Source organism: Variovorax sp. YR266, assembly GCF_900107295.1.
In the GTDB taxonomy this organism is placed as follows: Bacteria; Pseudomonadota; Gammaproteobacteria; order Burkholderiales; family Burkholderiaceae_C; genus Variovorax.
The window spans coordinates 347,670-366,522 of sequence record NZ_FNPM01000005.1 but is presented as its reverse complement, the minus strand read 5'-3'; the positions used below and the strand labels follow the sequence as shown (position 1 = coordinate 366,522).

Below are 18,853 nucleotides of genomic sequence, written 5' to 3'. Positions count from 1 at the left end.
ATTCCCTCTCAGGTTTGCATGTACTTGTCGGATCTTGACTCTGTCGGCATCGGCTGCGGCTCGCCGATCATCTCGCGCAAGGTCGATTCGATCGTGCGGGACATGGCGTCCAGCGCAAGGTCGTTCGGCGAGGTGCCGAAGGGGTCTTCGATCTCGGCCCCGAGTGCTTCGAGCGCGAAGAAGGTGTAGGCGATGAACGCGACCACCACCGGCGTCATGGGGCCGATGGCGTCCACCAGGCCGAAGGGCAGCAGCACGCAGTACAGGTAGATCGTGCGGTGGATGATGACCGAGTAGGTGAATGGAATCGGCGTGCCCGCGATGCGCTCGCATCCGCCCAGCGCTTCGGTCAGGCGGCCCAGCGGAATTTCCATGGCCTGCGCGAGCGTCGGGTCGAGCTGGCCGCCCTTGCGTTTGTCCCGCAGCCATTCGCCGACCATCAGCAGGAGAACGGCCGGCTTGAAGCGCGCGGCCTGCAGGCGGGCGCAGTCTTCGGGCAACAGCAGCCGCGCGAGGTCGGCCGAGGGATCGGTGCCGCGCAACTGGTGGCGCAGAGCATGCACGAAGGCGATGAGGCGAAGCGTCGGCTTGCCTGCCTCGGCGGGCGCATCGGCCAGCGTCAGCACCTGCCGCACCAGCGAGCGGGTTTCGTTGAGCAGCGTGCCCCACAGGGTGCGCGCCTCCCAGTAGCGCGAATAGCTCGTGCCGTTGCGAAAGCCAAGGAAGATGGCCAGTGTCAGGCCGATGAGCGAGAAGGGCACGAAATTGAGCGACACCTTCCACTGGAACAACCGGCCGTGGAGCACCGTCACCAGCACCGCGAAGGCGGTGGTCCACAGGAGCTGCGGCGCTATGTCCAGCAGGACCGAGCCGCGCCACACGAAGAGCATGCGCAGCCAATGGGGGCGGGGTCGGACGATCATCGGTCGGCGATTATCCCCGCACGACCGGCCCGCAGGCCCCTACAGCACGAACCAGCCCACCGCCACGTAGTGGCTCGCAGTGCCTGCCAGCACGAACAGGTGCCAGGCTCCGTGCGCGTGCCGGAAGCCTTGCCTGTTGCGATAGAACACGGTACCCGCCGTGTAGAGCACGCCGCCGATCAGCAGCCATGCGAGCCCCGCGCCGTCGAGCCGCGCGGCCAGCGGCACGGCGGCCAGCACGCCGAGCCATCCCATTCCGATGTACAGCGCCAGCGAGGGCTTCTTCGCCCCGCCGCCCTTGGCCGGCATCAGCTCGCGCCAGATGCCGAAGAGCGCCGCGCCCCAGATCGTCGCCAGCAGCAGCCAGCCCCATGGGCCTTGCAGCGTGACCAGCGCGAAGGGCGTGTAGGTGCCGGCGATCAGCAGGTAGATCGCGCAGTGGTCGGCACGCTCCCACATGCGCTTGAGCCGCCCGCGCGTGCTGTGGAAGAGGGTGGAGGCCGCATACAGGGCCACGGCCGAAAGCGAGAACACCAGCGCCCCCGCAATGCGCGCGGGGTCGCCGGTGGGCACGGTCTTGGCGAGCAGCAGCGCCGTTGCAGGCAGCGCGAGCAGCAGGCCCAGCAGGTGGCTGTATCCGTTGAGTCGTTCTCCGGGGTACATCGTGCTGGCTGCCTTTCGCCGTTCTGCCTCAGCGGCCCGTTTCCTTCAGGTACGTCTTGCGCGCCGCGAACGCCGTGTTCGCGAAGTCCGAGAACACGCCGTCGATGCCGGCGCGGAAGTACGCCAGGTACTCGGCTGTCGGGTCGCCCTTGTAGATGCCGGCCAGGTACTTCGCCTCGTTGCGGAAGGTGTAGCTGTGCACGAACAGGCCGGCCTTGTGCGCGTCGGCGATCAGGCTGGTGGGCTTGATGGTGTTCACGTCGGCCAGGCCCTTGTTGGGCGTGACGAAGGGCACGATGGTGTGGGCCATGACCTGCGGCTTCCACGGGCCGATGCCGTCGGCATAGGTCTTCACGTCGGCCAGGCCCGCGGGCGTGAGCATCTCGCCGAACCACTTGGGGTTGCCGGCCAGCGTCCAGCTGTAGGGGCGGCCGTCGACGAAGGTGTAGACGTCCTTGGTGGCGTAGATCATCTCGCCAGTCTGGTAGTTGACGTCGTTGCCGTCCACCAGTTGCACGGCGCGGGCCTTCATGCCGGCCGAGCGCAGGTACTTCAGGCTCTCGGGCTCGAAGCTCTGCACGAAGATCGGTGCGTCTTTCCGGTTCAGATCGTTGAAGTTCATGATCTTCAGCAGCGCGTCTTCGAGCGGATGGCTGCCCGCAGGGCCGCAGCCGTTGGCAATGGCCTGCGCGTTGTTCCAGATCGGGTTCTTGGTTTCCGGGTACACGGTGAGCGTGCGGCCGGTGTAGGCGCTCTTGGCCTTGGCGATGTCGATCACTTCCTGGAAGCTCAGGATCGGCAGCTTGCCGTTGAGGTCGGTGGGGCGCTGGTCCCGGGCGTCATAGGTGGTGCCGCGAATCCACTGGCGCAGTTCGTCCATTGTGAAGTCGGTGATGGACCAGTCGTTGGTGTGGTCCTCGCCATCGACGATGAGCGACTTGAGCACCGACTTCGGATCGCTCGGATCGGTCAGGTCGATCAGGTACTGGGCCGGGCCGTTGGCCTCGATGGCCGGGTACTTCACGTCGACCAGCACGCCGGGCACGGTGCGCTTGCGGCCCGCAACGGTGGTGTTGGTCGCGGCGACGTCGGCGATGTTGGTGTTGTCGCTGAGCCAGGGGTTGTGACGCGCGACGAGCACGCAGTCCTTGGTGAGGTGCAGGTCGGTCTCGAGCGAATCGGCGCCGGCATCGGCTGCGGCTTCGTAGGCGACCTTGGTTTCTTCGGGGTACAGGCCCGGTAGGCCGCGATGGCCGATGACCAGGGGCACGGAGCCGTCGAGCGTGCCCAGCGGTGCGGGGGCAGGGGGAGCCGGGGCGGGTGCGGGCGCCGGTGCCGGCGGGAGGACCGGGAACGAGACGCCTCCATCGTTGCCGCCACCACATGCGGCTATCACGAGGCAGCCACCGATGGCTGCGATGGCGGCGCGAACCGGGCGGGGCGCGGGAACGTTCTTTTTCATGTGGAGTTTTCGAATATTTGTTGAAAGAGAAACGAAAGCCGCCGGATGCTAGGTTTGCCCCGTGACGGGACAGTGACCAGCGAGTGCCCGCTGACGAGCCCTGAGATCACGCAGGCGCGTAGGTGCGACCAGTGCGTGCGAACGTGCTTGGAGACAGCCCCACCGAGCGGCTGAAGGCAGTGCTGAACGCGCTTGCCGACTGATAGCCGATTGCATGCGCGACCTCTCCAAGCGAAAGACCGTCATGCCACAGCATGTCCTTGGCCAGAGCCATCCGCCATCGCAGCACGTACTCCATCGGGGGCACACCAAGAATCTGTGTGAAGCGGGCGGCAAACGCGGCGCGCGACATTCCGACCTTCTTCGCGAGATCCTCGATGGTCCAGCGCCGTGCCACGTCCTCGTGAATAAGCCGCAGCGCATCCGCCATTCGCGCATTTGCCAGACCCGCCAGGAGCCCGGAAATCGGCGCGTCGTCTTGTGTCGGCCGCCAGCGCAGGGCCTCGATCAGCATGATCTCGACAAGGCGCGTCAGGATGGCGTCGCCACCGGGTCTTGGCGTCGTGTTCTCTTCATCGATGGCGCGCGCAATCCACGTCAAGCGCGCCGCTCCGCTGTCAGCGGCCTTGATGTGGACCACTGTCGGCAGGAGCCCCACCAGCAGCGGGGCACTCGTCGGGTCGAACAGGAAGTAGCCGCCGAGCATCCTGACTGCCGCCTCGTCACCCTGGGTGCCATGGCGGATCTCTCCCGCCGGGCTGGCATCTGCGATGCGCATCGTGGGGCGATCCATGGCCTCGAGGTCGCTGCCCATCCGGAAGCCGGGCGTTGCCGGCAGCAAGACGTAGTCCCCGGGTTCCATCAGGAAGGGCTCAGCCGAGTCCAGGCTCAGCCAGCACGAGCCTTTCAGCATCAGGCAGAAGCTGGGCTGTCCGTAGTTCGGGTATTGCACTGCCCAGCTACCCGCGCCGCTGACGAACTTCGACAGAACGGTTCGTGGACGGAGCAAAGCCACGATGGAAGCCAGTGGGTCAGCGTTTAGACGATCGCGCATGAAATCGAGATTAGGCGGGATGGATCGTCTTGGTCAAGAACCCTAGCATCGGACCGATCTTCAAAGGACATCGAACATGAAAACTGTACTTATCACTGGCTGCTCTTCGGGTTACGGCAAAGCCACGGCAGAGCATTTCATCAAGCAAGGCTGGAACGTCGTCGCGACGATGCGCAAACCGGATCCGGCGTTTCTGGGTGAGCCTTCGCAGCGCTTGCGAGTGGTCCAGCTCGACGTGACGAACAACGACAGCATCGTGCAAGCCATCGACCAAGGTATTGCCGCCTTCGGCAAGATCGACGTGCTGGTGAACAACGCGGGAATCGGCTTGTTCTCGGCCTTCGAGGTGACGCCAATGGAAACCGTGCGCGAGGTGTTCGAGACCAACACCTTCGGCGCCATGGCAATGACCCAGGCCATGATTCCGCTCATGCGCGAGCGCGGGGAAGGGGCCATCGTCAACGTGACGTCCAGCGTCTGCTTCGCCGGCATGCCGATGGTTGCGCCCTATGCGGCGAGCAAGTTCGCCATCGAAGGGTTCACCGAGGCCCTGTTCTTCGAACTCGAATCCGTCGGCGTGCGCGTCAGGCTCGTGGAGCCCGGCTATGGTCCCGGGACGGCCTTCACGGCAAATGGCATGGACCGCATGAACGGCTTGATCTCACCGCCGTACCAGGCGTATGCAGGGCAGCTCATGGCGCAGTTCGGGACTGCCGGCGCGGTGACGACTCCAGATCAGGTCGCGGCGGCCGTCTTTGCGGCAGCGACGGAAGAGTCCGAAACGCTGCGCTTCCCGGCCGGACCGGACAGTGCCCATTTGGCCAATGCACGGTGGAACAGCACCGACGAGCAATTCCTGACAGGAATGCGGTCGATGCTGCGCATGAAGAGGTGAGTCGAGGCGCTCAGGGCCGCGTACCCACCAGCACCGGCTGGAAGAACGCGCCGTCGATGCGCCGAACGTTCTGCAGCCCCGCTTCTTGCATGAGCTCGCTCAGCCGCGTCGTTGATATGGCGTAGTAGCGCGATCGCATCACGCGCGTGCTCACGGCATGCGTGGCGAGGTCTTCCGTGACGAAGAAGAAGCCAAGGTCGTAGTGCTCGCCCGTGCCTCCGTCATCGAAATCCCAGACCTGGAACAGTACATGGCGTTGGCCGTTCTCCAGGCGTGCGCCGTAGTGCTTCACGATGTTGCTGCCGCGCTCTTCCTTCGCGTAGTCGCGCACGCTGACGACGCAGCCGCCGCCGGGGCGCAGGCAGGCGGTCATCTGGCGCAAGGCGGTCCGCAGGTCGGCGTCGGTCTGCAGATGCGGCATTGAGTTGTCGCAGGACATGACGACGTCGAAGCCGCCGCCGTGATGTGTGTGCGCCTCGCGCATGTCGCACACCGAGAAAGCGATGTCGAGGCCGCGCAGTTTCGCTTCATGCCGCGCGCGTTCGATCTCGTTGGCCGACAGGTCGGAGGCCGTCACCACGTGGCCGAGTGCCGCGAGCCCGAGCGCTTGCGTGCCGATGCCGCACGACACGTCGAGCACTTTGCGATGCGCGCCACCACCGGGCCATTCGGCCTCGATGAGTTGCGAGAGCTTGTCGCCCTGCAGGCGGATGCTCTCGTTCCAGTCCGGATAGATCAGGTGATAGAGCGGTGCGAGCTCGTCGTAGAAATCGTCGGTCATGCGCTTTATCGTGGCACCTTGCCCACGGTGTTCGGCGCCCGGAGAAAGTCGAAGTCCACGCCCTTGTCGGCCTGCATCACGGTCTGCAGGAACAGCTTCTTGTAGCCGCGCTCGGCGATGGGCTCGACCACCGTCGTTTCCTTCGTGCGGCGCGCCAGTTCTTCGTCTGTCACCAGCAGCGAGATCTCGCGCTTCGCCACGCTCAGCCGGATGCGGTCGCCGCTGCGCACATACGCCAGAGGCCCGCCGATGGCCGACTCGGGCGTCACGTGCAGCACGATGGTGCCGAAGGCGGTGCCGCTCATGCGACCGTCGGAGATGCGCACGATGTCTTTCACGCCAGCGCGTGCGAGCTTGCGTGGAATGGGGATGTAGCCCGCCTCCGGCATGCCAGGCGCCCCCTTGGGGCCGATGTTCTTGAGCACCAGCACGTCTTGCGGCGTGACGTCGAGCGCGTCGCTGTCGATGCGCTGCACCAGGTCTTCGGCGTTCTCGAAGACCACGGCGCGGCCCTCGTGCTCCATCAGCGCCGGGTCGGCGGCCGATTGCTTGATGATCGCGCCGCCCGGCGCCAGGTTGCCCCACAGCACAGCGATGCCGCCCTGCGGATAGATCGGCTGGCTGGCGGGCCGCACCACGTCCTGCCTGAAGCCTGGCCCTGCGCGCTCGATTTCCTCGCCCAGCGTGCGGCCCGTGACCGTGAGTGCATCGAGGTGCAGCAGCGTCTTGAGTTCGCGCAGCAGCGTGGCCATGCCGCCAGCGGCGTGGAAGTCTTCCATGTAGTGCTGGCCTGAGGGCTTCAGGTCGAGCAGCACCGGCGTCTCGCGGCCCATGCGGTCGAGCGCGAGCAGGTCGATGTCCAGGCCCATGCGGCCGGCGATGGCTGCGAGGTGCACGATGCCGTTGGTCGAGCCGCCGATGGCCAGCAGCACGCGCATTGCGTTCTCGAAGGCGGCGGGGGTCAGCACCTTGTCGATGGTGAGGCGGTCGCGCGCGATCTGCACGGCTTGCGCGCCGGTCTGCTCGGCAATGCGGATGCGGTCGGCCGTCACAGCGGGTGGCGAGGCGCCGCCCGGCATCGTCATGCCCAGCGCCTCGGCAATGCAGGCCATGGTGCTGGCCGTGCCCATCACCGAGCAGGTGCCCACGCTTGCGACCAGCTGATTGTTGACGTCTGCGGTTTCCTCGGCGTCGATTTCGCCCGCGCGGTACCTGCCCCAGTAGCGCCGGCAGTCGGTGCAGGCGCCCACGCGTTCGCCGCGATGGCTGCCCGTGAGCATCGAGCCGGTGATGAGCTGGATCGACGGCAGGCCCGCGGAGGCTGCGCCCATGAGCTGCGCCGGCACGGTCTTGTCGCAGCCGCCGATGAGCACCACGGCGTCCATGGGCTGCGCGCGCACCATCTCCTCGGTGTCCATCGACATCAGGTTGCGCAGGTACATGCTGGTCGGCGCGGCGAAGCTCTCGTGCACCGAGATGGTCGGAAAGTCCATCGGCAGGCCGCCCGCGAGCATCACGCCGCGCTTGATGGCCTCGATGAGCTGCGGTGCGTTGCCATGGCAGGGGTTGTAGGCGCTGCCGGTGTTGGCGATGCCGACCACGGGGCGATCGAGCGCCGCATCGGTGTAGCCCGCGCCCTTGATGAAGGCCTTGCGCAGGAAGAGCGAGAAGCCGCGGTCGCCGTAGCTGGTCAGGCCCTTGCGCATGCCCGCGTTGCTGTTGCTGTTGTTGTCGTCGGGCTCGAAGGGAGATTCGGACATGGGACGTGGTTTTGTTGTTAGTCGGAACTGGTATTTGACTCGCTGACAGCTTTTCTGGGCTTTTCTTTCAGCGCGCGCCTTCGGCCAGTGCAGCCTCGTAGACCGCGAGGTCGCCTGGAGAGAAGCAGCAGAAGACGACTTCCTCCACTGACGTGACGACCGCCAGCGCTTCGCGCACGGTGCTCACCGCGACCTTTGCCGCCAGCTCGACGGGATAGCCATAGATGCCCGTGCTGATGCTCGGAAACGCGATGCTGCCCACCCCTTGCCCGGCGGCGAGCGCCATCGAGCGCCGGTAGCACGACGCGAGCAGTTCGGGCTCGCCCGCCTCGCCACCACGCCACACAGGGCCGACCGTGTGGATGATGAAGCGGGCAGGCAGGCGGTAGCCCTTCGTGAGCTTTGCATCGCCCGTCTTGCAGCCGCCCAGCAGCCGGCATTCGTGCACCAGCTCCGGCCCGGCCGCGCGATGGATAGCGCCGTCCACGCCACCGCCGCCGAGCAGCGAGGAGTTGGCGGCGTTGACGATGGCGTCGACCTGCAGCGTGGTGATGTCGGCGCGGATGGCGTGAAGGGTGGTCGTCATGGTGCGGTGGCTCGGGGCTGGCATCGTAGGCGCGCGGGCCGGAGTCGGGCAAACCCGCTTTCGATGTTTGTTGCAAATATTTACGATTCCCGGGTCGGGCGCATTTGCCCGGCGTCCGTCCGCTGCCATGGCGTCGATCTTGCATACGGCCGGACTGTTCTCAACCCGAGGGAGAGTCGATGAAAAGCTTGTTGCCATGGCGCCGCGCCGGTGTTCTTTGCATGGCGCTCGCAGGGGCGGTAGCCGCCCATGCGCAGGTGCTGCAGTTCAAGTGGGGCCATGTCTACGAGCCCACGAGCATCTTCCACCAGCAGGCAGAGCTTGCGGCGCGCAAGATCGCCGAGCAGTCCGACGGCAAGATCAAGATCGAGGTGGTGCCGTCTTCCAAGCTGGGGCAGGAGGCCGACTTTCCGCTGATGCTGGCGAACGATTCGGTGCAGATCGCCTACGTCGGGCAGGCCACGCTGGCCGAGGGCTATCCGCCGCTGAGCCTGGGGAGCTATCCCTTCGCCTTCAAGGACCTCGACCACATGCGCAAATACCTGGCGAGCCCGCTGCTGGCTGACCTGATGAAGGGCTACAACGAAAGGAGCGGCAACCGCATGGTGGCCGCCGTGTACTACGGCGCGCGCCAGGTCACGTCGGCCAAGCCGTTGTCGAAGCCCGAAGACTTCCGCGACCTGCGCCTGTACGTGCCCGCCGCCGCGGCCTACCAGCTGTTTGCTACCGCGCTCGACGCCAAGCCGGTGACGCTGCCTTTCATGAGCCTCTACAGCGCGCTCAAGAAGAACGAGGTGGAGGCGCAGGAAAACCCGCTGGACATCGTCAAGTCGAAGAAGCTCTACGAAGTGCAGAAGTACGTGCTGCTGACGGCGCACGTCTACGACACGCTGGGCATCGTCATCGGCAAGGCCGCATGGGCCAGGCTCGCGCCGGCGCAGCAGGCGATGGTCGAGAAGGTACTGGTGGAAACCGCGAAGTGGACCAACGTCGGCGTGATCGCCGGCGAACTCGAGGACGAGAAGTTCCTGCGCGACAAGGGCATGACCGTGGCGCCGGTCAACCGGCAGCTGTTCCTGGAGCGGATCGTCAAGCGCTCGACGCCTGAGCAGGCGGGGGCGCGGCCGGGCGACTACGCAAAGCTGCAGGCGCTGGCAGGGGCGAATTAAGGCGCTTCGAAAGCACGCAGCAGCGCCTGCGACAGTTCGGCCACGAGTGCTTCGCGCTGGGGCGAGGGGCGCCAGAAACTGCGCGTTGCAATGCCTGTCGATTCCCACTCGGGATGGTTGCGTGCCGGCTGCGCGCCGCGCACCGCGGCCGCGGCGGCTCGCGTGGGGGAATCGCCGTCCTCGGGCGATTCGGCGGCGATGCGCTGTGTGGCCGCATGGCCGCGCTGCTCCAGCGCCTGCGTGAGCTTCAGCTGCCACGCGACCAGCGTGAACAGCACGCCGTCTTCCACGGTGAGTTCGTGCACGTCGCGCAGCTTGTTGGCCAGCTTGCGGCCGAGCGGCCCCCAGCCCTGCGACACCGCACCGCCGATGGCGCCACCCAGCGCTGCACCCGCGCCGAGCGAGATGCCGGCCACGGCCAGGTCGGCGACCACGCCCACCGCCGCACCGATGACCGCGCCCTTGCCGAGGCGCAGGCCCGCGTCCTTCATGGCCTCGGGGCTGAAGAAGTCGAGCGTCCAGCGGCCTTCGATCATCGGCAGCGGGGCCTCATCGGCGTCGCCCTGGCGAAAGCCGTAGAGCGCGAGCAGGTCGTCGGTGCAGCGCTGGGCCTTGTCGAACACGGCCTTCTGTAGTGCAGCGACTAGGGCCTGCCGTCGCGCGGCGTCGGCAAATTCGGTGGACGACACCGTGCGGCGCACCGCAGCGGCATCGACTAGCAGGGCGGCGATGCGCGTGCAGGCGGACTGGCGGCGTTGCACCGCTTCGTCGGCCAGTGCATCGACGACGCCGTGCAGCAGGTCGCGGCGCTCGCGCAGCAGCGTGGCCAGGTCGTTGTACAAGTCCTGCTCGGCGCCGACGAACGGGGCAGCCGCGTCGAAGCGCACCTGCACGTGCAGGCCGTAGGCCGAGAGCAGCTCTTTCCACGCGGGCTCGCGGCTGGCGGCATCGCGCACGAAATTCAGCACCGGCAGCACGGGGCGCGCGCAGGAGTTGAGCAACTCGATCTCGTCGCGGAACTTGGGCAGCACCGGTTCGCGCACATCGATGACGAGAAAGGCCGCGTCGATGTCGAGCATGGTGCGCAGCACCTTGGCCTCCTGCTCGAACACGCCATGGGCTTCGGGGCCCTGCAAGAACTGGCGGATGCGGTCGGGGGGCGTCGCTTGCGCGTCGAAGCCGGCAAGGTGCTCGCGCAGCGCGACGGCGTCTTCGAGGCCCGGCGTGTCGAAGAAGCGCACGGCGGCTTCGCCGTTCACGTCGAGGTCGACCGATTCGACATGGCGCGTGGTGCCGGGGCGCTGCGACACCTCGCCGAAGCCGATGCGCCGCGTGAGCGTGCGCAGCAACGAGGTCTTGCCGGCGTTGGTGTGGCCGACGACGGCGATGCGAATGGGCTGTTGCGTCATGGGGCGATCGCGCTTTCCGGCAAGGCGATGTCCAGGCGGTCGCTGGCGGTGATGCGCTCCAGGCCAGTGTCGCGCAGCCAGTCGAGCCATCGCTGCGTGGCGCTCGCACCGGGCGCGTCGGCCAGCCACAGGCGGCACTCGCCGCAATGCGCCAGCACTTCGCGCAGGAAACGTTCGGTGCCGCGGTCGGGGCTCGATGCGGCGTGGCACACCAGCAGTACCGTGCGCGGATGGGTATGGGCCAACTGGTCGAGCAGGGCGCGGCGCGCGGGCGCACTGCCGTCGATGCGCTGCGCCTGCGTCGCGACGCCGGCGGGCAGGGCGGCTGGAGGCCACGGCATGTCGGGCGGCAGTTCGAAGCCGACGACGAAGAGGGCGTCATGCAGTTCCGAGGCCGGCAGGCCCGTGGGCACGGCGCTGTGCGTGCGGCCCGGATCGGCATCGACGATGGCCGCTGGCGCCAACGCTGCGAAGCGGGCCAGCAGCTTGCGGTAGTAGGGCTCGCGCCAGTCGGGCTGCAGCGCCTTGCGGCGGCGCTTCCAGACAAAGGCGCTCAGCAGCACGAGCGCGACGCGCGGCAGCAGCCCGTAGACGACGATGCAGCCGGTCAGCCACAGTGCCCAGGTGCGCTGGCCTGCAGCGCCGGGAGTTGCCGCCAGCACGGTGGCGGCATCGGGCACCGGAAAGCCAAGCTTCGCTGGCGCCCAGCCCAGCACCTGCACCACGCGCACGAAGAAGTCCGGGTCAAGAATCGTCGTCTCCCAGCTCAACGTGTAGCTGCGAAACGCGAGCGCGAACAGCATCGCGGCCAGCACCACGGCAAACGACAGCGACCAGATGCCGTGGCTCACCAGCCCGAAGGCCCATGGCAACAGCTTTGCGCGGGACAGCAGCCCCGTGGCCGCGCGCACCAGCACCGGCGCCTGTCCACGCTTGCCGCCCGCCACCCGCGCCGTGAGCGACAGCCAGATCCAGCCGAGCGATGCGGTATTGAACGAGCCGAGCGGCATCCACAGGCCCGCGAGCCACAGCAGCAGCGTGAGCGCGTGCAGGCCCAGCAGGCTCACGAGCGCGACGATCACGTTGATGTGGCGCTCGCCGCCGCCGAGCACGTTGCCCGCCAGCCCGAGACCGGCCATGACGATCAGCGCCACCAGCGCGAGCAGCACCCACGGCGCCCACTGCCGGGCACGTGCGAGTTCAGGCTGCAGGCCAATGCGCTCGCCGAGCTGGAGCGCGCGTTCGGTGATCTGCCCGTGGGCATCGGCTGTGCGCGAGGCGGCGATGCGAAGGGCTTGCGCGTCGTCGAGCGGGCCGCTCTGTTCGGTCCATCGGATCGCCTCGGTGATCACCGCATCCGGAAAAGCAGATTCGCGCAGCGCGGTGTTGGTCAACAGGGTCCCTTCGCAGCCAATCGGTCAATGAGGCCCCGCACGGCGCCGGGGCGCGCAAATTATGCCCGGCGAGCTTCGGGCGGCCACGACGAGAAACGGGGCCGCAAGCGGCCCCGTTGTGCATGGTGCGGGAGTCGGTGGCGCGTGCCCGGTCTCAGCGAAGGCCGAAGAACGAAAGCACGGCTACGACAACCACGACCAGACCGACGATGTAGATGATGGAATTCACGCGAAGACTCCTCTGGGTTGAAGATGAGTCCAGCATTGCGCCGCGTTCGCGTCATCACTGTCGGCAGGGGGCGGCGTGCGATGTAGGCGCGTGCGAAGCATCGGCCCACGACATGTCCCGCATCAGCGCTTCCTGACCGGGCCGAGCGCCCGCTCGAGCAGCCACAGCATCGCCGTACGGGTTTCCTCTACGTCCGCGCCTGCGTCGATGGCCAGCGCGGCCCGGTCGAAGGCCGCCGCGAGCAGCGGGGTCAGGGCGTCGAGCGACACCTCGCCCTTGCCCAGGCCGGCGCGCTCCAGCCCCTGTCGCAGCGACTTAGCCGAGGTCGCGTCGTCCATCGCCATGACTTCGGCCATGCCCAGCACCGCGGGGCCGTCGATCAGCAGCAGCCGCGTGCGGCCCGGCGCCGTCATCGCGTTCAGATAGGCCTTGCTGCCTTCGAGCAGCGCCTCGCGCGGCGAGAGCTGCTCGGGCGTGGCCGCCTCGATGTCGGCGGCCACGGCTTCGCCTTCGCGCAGCAGCACCTGACGGAACAGGTCGCGCTTGTCGACGAAGTGGTGGTACAGCGCGCCGCGGGTGATGCCGGCGGCCGTCGCAATCTCCGGCGTCGAGGTGTCGCCGTAGCCCTTGCCGACGAAGAGCGCACGCGCCGCCTCGATCAGTGCGAGGCGGGTGGTTTCCGTACGTTCACGATTGGTTCGGACTGGGGTGGGTGAATCGGCCATTTACATACAGTCTGTCTGTAAGTTATATTCAAATTTACATGCAGCCTGTATGTTAAATGAAAGGACCCATCGTGAAAGTGACGAGCTACTACCCCGTTCTCATGACCAACGACGTGGCGGGAACGGCGAACTTCTACCAGGCGCACTTCGGCTTCACGCCGCTGTTCACGAGCGACTGGTATGTGCATCTGCAACTGGCGGACGAGCCCTCGGTGAATCTCGCCGTGCTCGACGGCCGGCACGAAACCATTCCGGCTGCCGCGCGCGGTCAGGTGGCTGGCGGCACGTTGCTGAATTTCGAGGTGGACGACCCCGACGCGGTGCACGACCGGCTGAAGGCCGCCGGCCTGCCGATCCTCCTGCCGCTGCGCGACGAGGCCTTCGGCCAGCGCCACTTCATCACGCGCGACCCGAACGGTGTGTTGATCGACATCATCAAGCCGATCCCGCCGAGCGGGGAGTTCGCTGCGCAATACGAGGCCGGCGCGTTGCCGACCTGACAACGATCAGGCGCGCAGTGCCTCGTCTTCCTCGAGGCTGTCGCCCAGGAACCCGCCGCTCTGGTGCGCCCACAGCCGCGCATACAGGCCGCCTTGCGCCATCAGCGTGCGGTGGTCGCCTTCTTCAACCACACGGCCTTCGTCGAGCACGATGAGCCGGTCCATCGCCGCGATGGTCGACAGCCGGTGCGCGATCGCGATCACCGTCTTGCCTTCCATCAGCGTGTAGAGGCTCTGCTGGATGGCGGCTTCGACTTCTGAGTCGAGCGCGCTGGTGGCCTCGTCGAGCAGCAGGATCGGTGCGTCCTTCAGCATCACGCGCGCAATGGCCACGCGCTGGCGCTGGCCGCCTGAGAGCTTCACGCCGCGCTCGCCCACATGCGCTTCGTAGCCGCGTCGGCCGCTTGCGTCGCCCAGTGTCTGGATGAAGTCGTGCGCTTCCGCACGCCCGGCGGCCGCCTCGATCTGCTCATGCGTGGCGTCGGGCCGGCCGTAGGCGATGTTGTCGGCCACCGAGCGGTGCATCAGCGAGGTGTCTTGCGTGACCATGCCGATGTGGCTGCGCAGCGAGTCCTGCGTGACATGCGCGATATCTTGTCCGTCGATCAGGATGCGGCCGCTTTCCAGGTCGTGAAAGCGCAGCAGCAGGTTCACCAGCGTCGACTTGCCCGCGCCCGAACGGCCGACCAGGCCGATCTTCTCGCCCGGCTTCACTGTCAGGTTCAGGTCGTCGATCACGCGGCGGCCTGCGTCGGCATAGCGGAAGCTCGCATGCTCGAAACGCACCTCGCCGCGCGGCACGTCGAGCACCGTGGCATTGGCCGCGTCGAGCACGGTGCGCGGGCGCGAAAGCGTCTTCATGCCGTCCTGCACGGTGCCGATGTTTTCGAACAGGCTGGTCATTTCCCACATGATCCAGTGCGACATGCCCTGCAGCCGCAGCGCCATTGCCGTGGCCGCGGCCACCGCACCCACGCCGACCGTGCCGTGCGACCACAGCCACAGCGCCACACCCGCCATGCCGGCCGTGAGGCCCATGCTCAGCGTGTGGTTGACGATTTCGAAGGCGCTCACCAGCCGCATCTGGCCGTAGCCGGTCTTCATGAACTCGCGCATCGCGTCGCGCGCGAAGCCGGCCTCGCGCTGCGTGTGCGAGAACAGCTTGACGGTCGCGATGTTGGTGTAGGCATCGGTCACGCGGCCGGTCATCATCGCGCGTGCGTCGGCCTGCGCCTTGCCGACCTTGCCCAGGCGCGGCACGAAGTACACCAGCGAGCCGATGTACAGCGCCAACCAGATGATGAAGGGCCACACCAGCTGCGCGTCGAGCACGCCCACCAGGATGATCATGGTGGCCACGTACACGCCCATGGCCACCAGCACGTCGGCCAGCACGAACACGGTGTCGCGCACCGCGAGCGCGGTCTGCATCACCTTGGCCGTGATGCGGCCGGCGAACTCGTCCTGGTAGAAGGCCATGCTCTGGCCCAGCATCAGCCTGTGAAAGTTCCAGCGCAGGCGCATCGGCAGGTTCACCGCGAGCGTCTGGTGCTTCACGATGGTCTGCAGCGCGACCACGCCGATGCTGATCACCAGGAACGCGGCCAGCCACATGAGCGTGGTGCCGCGGTCTGCCCACAGGCGCGCGGGCACCTGTGGGCCAAGCCAGTCGACGATGCGCCCGAGGATCGCGAACAGCGCCGCCTCGAAGATCGACATGACGGCGGTGAGCGCCGCCATCGCCGCGATCTTGCCGCGCACGCCGTGCGTGCAGGCCCAGAGAAAAGCGAGGAAGCCCTGCGGCGGCAAAGCGGGTTCGGCGGCGGGGTACGGATGGAGGAGTTTTTCGAAGAAGCGGAACAAGGACTGAGTCTCCCGGAGAGCTCAGGACTGTAGCCGCGCCTGCATGACCTTGCCCCGAAAAGGTGCGTTCGGTGGCGCATCCAGGCCCAGCCGCTCGCCCAGGAAGTCGATGAAAGTACGCAGCTTGGGCGACATGTACTGCCTGCTGGTGTACACCGCGAAGAGCGTGACGGGCGTGGCTTCGAACTCCGGCAGCAGCCGCACCAGCCGGCCCTGCGCGATATCGTCGTCGATCAGCCACAGCGGCATGAAGGCGATGCCCATGTCCGCGTGCACCGCGTGCAGCGTGAGCGTGGTGTCGTCGGAGCGCATGGCCGGCGCCAGCCGCAGCGGAAACATCCGCCCGCCCGGGCCCTTGAGCGCGAGGTTGTCCAGGTTCACGTAGCTCGGCACGATGGCGCCCAGCTTCGCGAGGTCGGCCGGCACTTCGGGTGCGCCGCCCATGCGCTTCAGGTAGGCCGGTGTGCCCGCCAGGAAGAAGGGCACGCGGCACAGCGGCCTGGCGATCAAGGCGGGCGAGGGTTCCTGCGTGGCGCGCAAAGCCAGGTCGTAGCCGTCGGCCGCAAGATCGACCTTGCGGTTTTCCAGGTGCATGTCGACCAGCACCTCCGGGTACTTCTCGCGGTAGTCGGCCAGCACCCGCGCGAAACGCGGCGTGGCGCACCACACGGGCGCGCTCACCTTGAGCTGGCCGCGTGGCGTGTCGTGCGTCTGGCCGATGGCGGCTTCGGCCGCGTCGAGCAGGTCGAGTGCGCGGCGGCTCTGCTCGTACCAGGCGGTGCCAGCCTCGGTCAGGCTCAGGTGGCGGCTGGAGCGGTGCAGCAGCCGCGCACCGAGCGACTTCTCAAGCTGTGCCACGTGCTTGCTGGCCATTGGCGGCGACATGTTCAGCCGCTCGGCCGCAGCCACGAAACTGCCCGCCTCCACGACTTCGCGGAACACCCGCAGGCTGGTCATCCGGTCCATGTGAGCATCCTTCAAGCTTTCCTGTGAGGAACTGATTCGATGCATCGTAGCCTGTCGATTTCCCTGCAGGAAATGTCTACAGTCGATGCAACGCTTTCAAGGAGCATCGGCTTGACCCACGACAACACCACCGCGAACAACGCTTCGCGCCTGCCCACGTACTTCATCTCGCACGGCGGCGGCCCCTGGCCCTGGATGAAGAAGGAAATGGGCCCGACCTACGACCAGCTCGCCGCCTCGCTGGCCGACATGCCACGCCAGATCGGCCGCACGCCCAGCGCCATCCTCATGGTGTCGGCGCATTGGGAGGCACCTGCCTTCACGGTGCAGGGCAACGCCAAGCCGCCGATGATCTACGACTACGGCGGCTTCCCGGCCCACACCTACGAGGTGCACTACGACTCGCCCGGCTCGCCCGAACTCGCGCAGCGCGTGCAGTCGCTGATCGCTGCTGCCGGCCTGCCGGTGCAGATCGATCCCGAGCGCGGCTACGACCACGGCATGTTCGCGCCGATGGCCGCGATGTACCCGAAGGCCGACGTGCCGGTGGTGCAGCTGTCGCTTCGGCGCGGGCTCGACCCGGCCGAGCACCTGGCGCTGGGCCGCGCACTCACACCGCTGCGCGACGAGAACGTGCTGATCGTCGGCAGCGGGCTGAGCTATCACAACCTGCGCAACTTCGGCCCGCAGGCGCATGGGGTGTCGAAGGCTTTCGACGACTGGCTCGATGAGGCGGTGGTGAAGAGCTCCGCTGGCGAGCGCAGCGCGCAATTGCTCGACTGGGATTCAGCCCCGGCGGCGCGCATGGCGCATCCGCGTGAAGAGCATCTGATTCCTTTGATGGTGGCCGTCGGAGCGGCCGAGGCGGAGGCTGGCGAGCGCGTGTATCACGAAGACGCTTTCATGGGCGGTCTGGTGGTGTCGAGCTTCCGCTTCGGCGCTTGAGCTAACTGCGCCGCGCGCCGTCGGCATCGACCAACCCCACGCGCGTCTGCCGCCCCCACGTACCGCGCCCCGTCAGGAAAGTCCACCACCCCCAGGCCGCACCCGTGTGGCGCAGGATCTGAAAGGTGAATGGCTCGACCAGCGCAGCCATGAAGGCCTGCGCCATGTTCGCCTCGCTGCTGTGGCCGATCCAGCGCCGGTACAGGTACACCGACCACAGGTGAAATGCGAGGTCGAGCACGATCTTCGCGCCGATTACGCCGGCCACCGGCGCCAGCACGCCGAAGTTGCCGCGCACCAGATACATCAGCAGCAGCCCGAAGGCGGCCAGCCCGTAGAGCGGCTGCAGCGTGTCGATGGCCTTCACCGGCAGCATCGCGACGCCGAGCCAGCCGTAGCGCCGGTCACCAACCATCGCTCGATACCAGAACTGCGTCTGCAGGAAGCCACCGAACCAGCGGCGGCGCTGGCGCAGGAAGGCGCCGGTGCTGCTCGGGGCATCGGTGTGTGCCTGTGCGTCGCCCAGCACGCGCACTGTCCATGGCAGGCCGTGCGCCTGCGCATGGCGGTGCAGGCGATGGATGAGTTCGTAGTCTTCCACCAGGCAGTCGGTGTCGAAGCCGCCCACGGCGCGCACCGCGTCGGTCCTGAAGCCGGCGAAGGCGCCGGAGATCAGCAGCAGGCCGTTGACGCGCATCCATGCATAGCGCGAGAGGAAGTTGCGGATGTACTCATAGGTCTGGAACCACTGGAAGCAGCGGCCGGCCAGCGAGCGGCTGCACACCGGGGTGATGACGCCGGTGGCGGCGACGAGGTTCGGCTCTTCGGAGAAGGCTCGGCGGACGGCGCCGATGGCATGGCTGTCGAGCAGCGTGTCGCCATCGACCGTGAGCACGGTGTCGGTGTCGATGCACAGGACGGCCGCGTTCAGTGCCACTGCCTTGCCGCCGTGCGGCAGGCGCAGCCAGTAAAGAGAGGGGTGTGTTGCACTGGCAGCGCTCAGCGAACCAAGTTCGGGCGCGACCAGCCCGTAGCGCGTGGTCAGCAGCTCCGCCGTGCCATCGGTCGAGCCGTCGTCCGCGATCACGATGCGGTCGGGTGCGTCGGTCTGGCCGAGCAGGGCGGCCAGCGTCACGGGCAGCACGGCTGCCTCGTTGTGCGAGGCGACGATCACGCCCAGGGTGTTGCGCCTCACCGCGGCCGCAGGGGAAGGAGAGGGCCGGGGCCGCAATATCGGTAGCGTCATCCAGGCGACGAACAGCAGCAGCACGGTGTCGTACAGCACGTAGGCCACCCCCACCGACCAGGCTCCGACATTGCCGACCTTGAAGGCCATGGCGAAGAGCAATGCCCACAGCACGAGCACGCTCCCGTGAATGAGCCAGCTTCGCAGCGGGGTGCTGGGTGGAGACAGGCGCGGCGATGCGGCCACGAAGGCGCTTTGGAAAGGATCGTTCAAGAGAAGGTGCCCGGGCGGCTGTCGGTCGGTGGTTCGTTGTCGATACGCAAAAACTCGGCCTGCGGTTTCG

General features: G+C 67.2%; 17 protein-coding genes. 4 read left to right on the top strand and 13 right to left on the bottom strand.

Features of this window, described 5'->3' with window-relative positions; translation table 11 throughout:
- Positions 1-8: 8 nt before the first annotated feature.
- The 4 genes from BLW48_RS16080 to BLW48_RS16065 all read right to left on the bottom strand — a co-directional run bounded on the left by BLW48_RS16080 (position 9) and on the right by BLW48_RS16065 (position 4,102).
- Positions 9-923 (bottom strand): bestrophin family protein, encoded by a 915-nt coding sequence (locus tag BLW48_RS16080; protein WP_093176165.1) that lies wholly within the window; start codon positions 921-923, stop codon positions 9-11.
- Positions 924-962: 39 nt separating this feature from the next.
- The gene (locus BLW48_RS16075) at positions 963-1,586 is read right to left on the bottom strand and encodes a PAQR family membrane homeostasis protein TrhA (RefSeq protein ID WP_093176163.1); all 624 of its coding nucleotides are present in this window, start codon (positions 1,584-1,586) and stop codon (positions 963-965) included.
- Between the two features lie 28 nt (positions 1,587-1,614).
- On the bottom strand, positions 1,615-3,048 hold the full coding sequence (locus tag BLW48_RS16070; protein ID WP_093176161.1) for a glycerophosphodiester phosphodiesterase family protein: 1,434 nt from the start codon (positions 3,046-3,048) through the stop codon (positions 1,615-1,617).
- A gap of 106 nt (positions 3,049-3,154) precedes the next feature.
- Entirely contained in the window at positions 3,155-4,102 is a 948-nt protein-coding gene (locus tag BLW48_RS16065; protein WP_093176158.1) for an AraC family transcriptional regulator, read from the bottom strand.
- 76 nt (positions 4,103-4,178) lie between these two features.
- Between BLW48_RS16065 and BLW48_RS16060 the strand changes: the two genes are divergently transcribed.
- Positions 4,179-4,997 (top strand): SDR family oxidoreductase, encoded by an 819-nt coding sequence (locus BLW48_RS16060; RefSeq protein ID WP_093176156.1) that lies wholly within the window; start codon positions 4,179-4,181, stop codon positions 4,995-4,997.
- A gap of 10 nt (positions 4,998-5,007) precedes the next feature.
- Here BLW48_RS16060 and BLW48_RS16055 read toward each other — a convergent pair whose 3' ends face one another.
- The 3 genes from BLW48_RS16055 to BLW48_RS16045 all read right to left on the bottom strand — a co-directional run bounded on the left by BLW48_RS16055 (position 5,008) and on the right by BLW48_RS16045 (position 8,124).
- A complete protein-coding gene (locus tag BLW48_RS16055; RefSeq protein WP_093176153.1) occupies positions 5,008-5,778 on the bottom strand; it encodes a class I SAM-dependent methyltransferase in 771 nt (256 codons plus the stop codon).
- 5 nt (positions 5,779-5,783) lie between these two features.
- Positions 5,784-7,538 (bottom strand): IlvD/Edd family dehydratase, encoded by a 1,755-nt coding sequence (locus BLW48_RS16050; RefSeq protein WP_093176151.1) that lies wholly within the window; start codon positions 7,536-7,538, stop codon positions 5,784-5,786.
- A gap of 67 nt (positions 7,539-7,605) precedes the next feature.
- Positions 7,606-8,124: an O-acetyl-ADP-ribose deacetylase gene (locus tag BLW48_RS16045; protein WP_093055722.1), complete on the bottom strand. Its 519-nt coding sequence runs from the start codon at positions 8,122-8,124 to the stop codon at positions 7,606-7,608.
- 179 nt (positions 8,125-8,303) lie between these two features.
- Between BLW48_RS16045 and BLW48_RS16040 the strand changes: the two genes are divergently transcribed.
- Positions 8,304-9,293, top strand: a complete 990-nt coding sequence (locus tag BLW48_RS16040; protein WP_093176149.1) for a sialic acid TRAP transporter substrate-binding protein SiaP — start codon at positions 8,304-8,306, stop codon at positions 9,291-9,293.
- Here BLW48_RS16040 and BLW48_RS16035 read toward each other — a convergent pair.
- The 3 genes from BLW48_RS16035 to BLW48_RS16025 all read right to left on the bottom strand — a co-directional run bounded on the left by BLW48_RS16035 (position 9,290) and on the right by BLW48_RS16025 (position 13,050).
- A complete protein-coding gene (locus BLW48_RS16035) occupies positions 9,290-10,702 on the bottom strand; it encodes a GTPase/DUF3482 domain-containing protein (protein ID WP_093176146.1) in 1,413 nt (470 codons plus the stop codon). The two genes, BLW48_RS16040 and BLW48_RS16035, sit on opposite strands and share 4 nt — an antisense overlap.
- Complete coding sequence (locus tag BLW48_RS16030; RefSeq protein ID WP_093176144.1) at positions 10,699-12,096, bottom strand: DUF2868 domain-containing protein; 1,398 nt, start codon at positions 12,094-12,096, stop codon at positions 10,699-10,701. Before BLW48_RS16030 ends, BLW48_RS16035 begins: the two co-directional genes overlap by 4 nt.
- A gap of 351 nt (positions 12,097-12,447) precedes the next feature.
- Positions 12,448-13,050: a TetR/AcrR family transcriptional regulator gene (locus BLW48_RS16025; protein WP_093176141.1), complete on the bottom strand. Its 603-nt coding sequence runs from the start codon at positions 13,048-13,050 to the stop codon at positions 12,448-12,450.
- Between the two features lie 56 nt (positions 13,051-13,106).
- Here BLW48_RS16025 and BLW48_RS16020 point away from each other — a divergent pair, with 56 nt between their 5' ends.
- Complete coding sequence (locus BLW48_RS16020) at positions 13,107-13,550, top strand: VOC family protein (protein ID WP_256329105.1); 444 nt, start codon at positions 13,107-13,109, stop codon at positions 13,548-13,550.
- A gap of 6 nt (positions 13,551-13,556) precedes the next feature.
- On the opposite strand, the gene BLW48_RS16015 is transcribed toward BLW48_RS16020, so the two are convergent.
- Entirely contained in the window at positions 13,557-15,413 is a 1,857-nt protein-coding gene (locus BLW48_RS16015; protein ID WP_093055732.1) for an ABC transporter ATP-binding protein, read from the bottom strand.
- Between the two features lie 21 nt (positions 15,414-15,434).
- Positions 15,435-16,379, bottom strand: coding sequence for a LysR family transcriptional regulator (locus BLW48_RS16010; RefSeq protein WP_093055734.1), 945 nt, complete (start codon positions 16,377-16,379; stop codon positions 15,435-15,437).
- 111 nt (positions 16,380-16,490) lie between these two features.
- Here BLW48_RS16010 and BLW48_RS16005 point away from each other — a divergent pair, with 111 nt between their 5' ends.
- Positions 16,491-17,324 (top strand): DODA-type extradiol aromatic ring-opening family dioxygenase, encoded by an 834-nt coding sequence (locus BLW48_RS16005; RefSeq protein ID WP_093176139.1) that lies wholly within the window; start codon positions 16,491-16,493, stop codon positions 17,322-17,324.
- A gap of 1 nt (position 17,325) precedes the next feature.
- On the opposite strand, the gene BLW48_RS16000 is transcribed toward BLW48_RS16005, so the two are convergent.
- Complete coding sequence (locus BLW48_RS16000) at positions 17,326-18,783, bottom strand: glycosyltransferase family 2 protein (protein WP_093176136.1); 1,458 nt, start codon at positions 18,781-18,783, stop codon at positions 17,326-17,328.
- Positions 18,784-18,853: the final 70 nt, after the last annotated feature.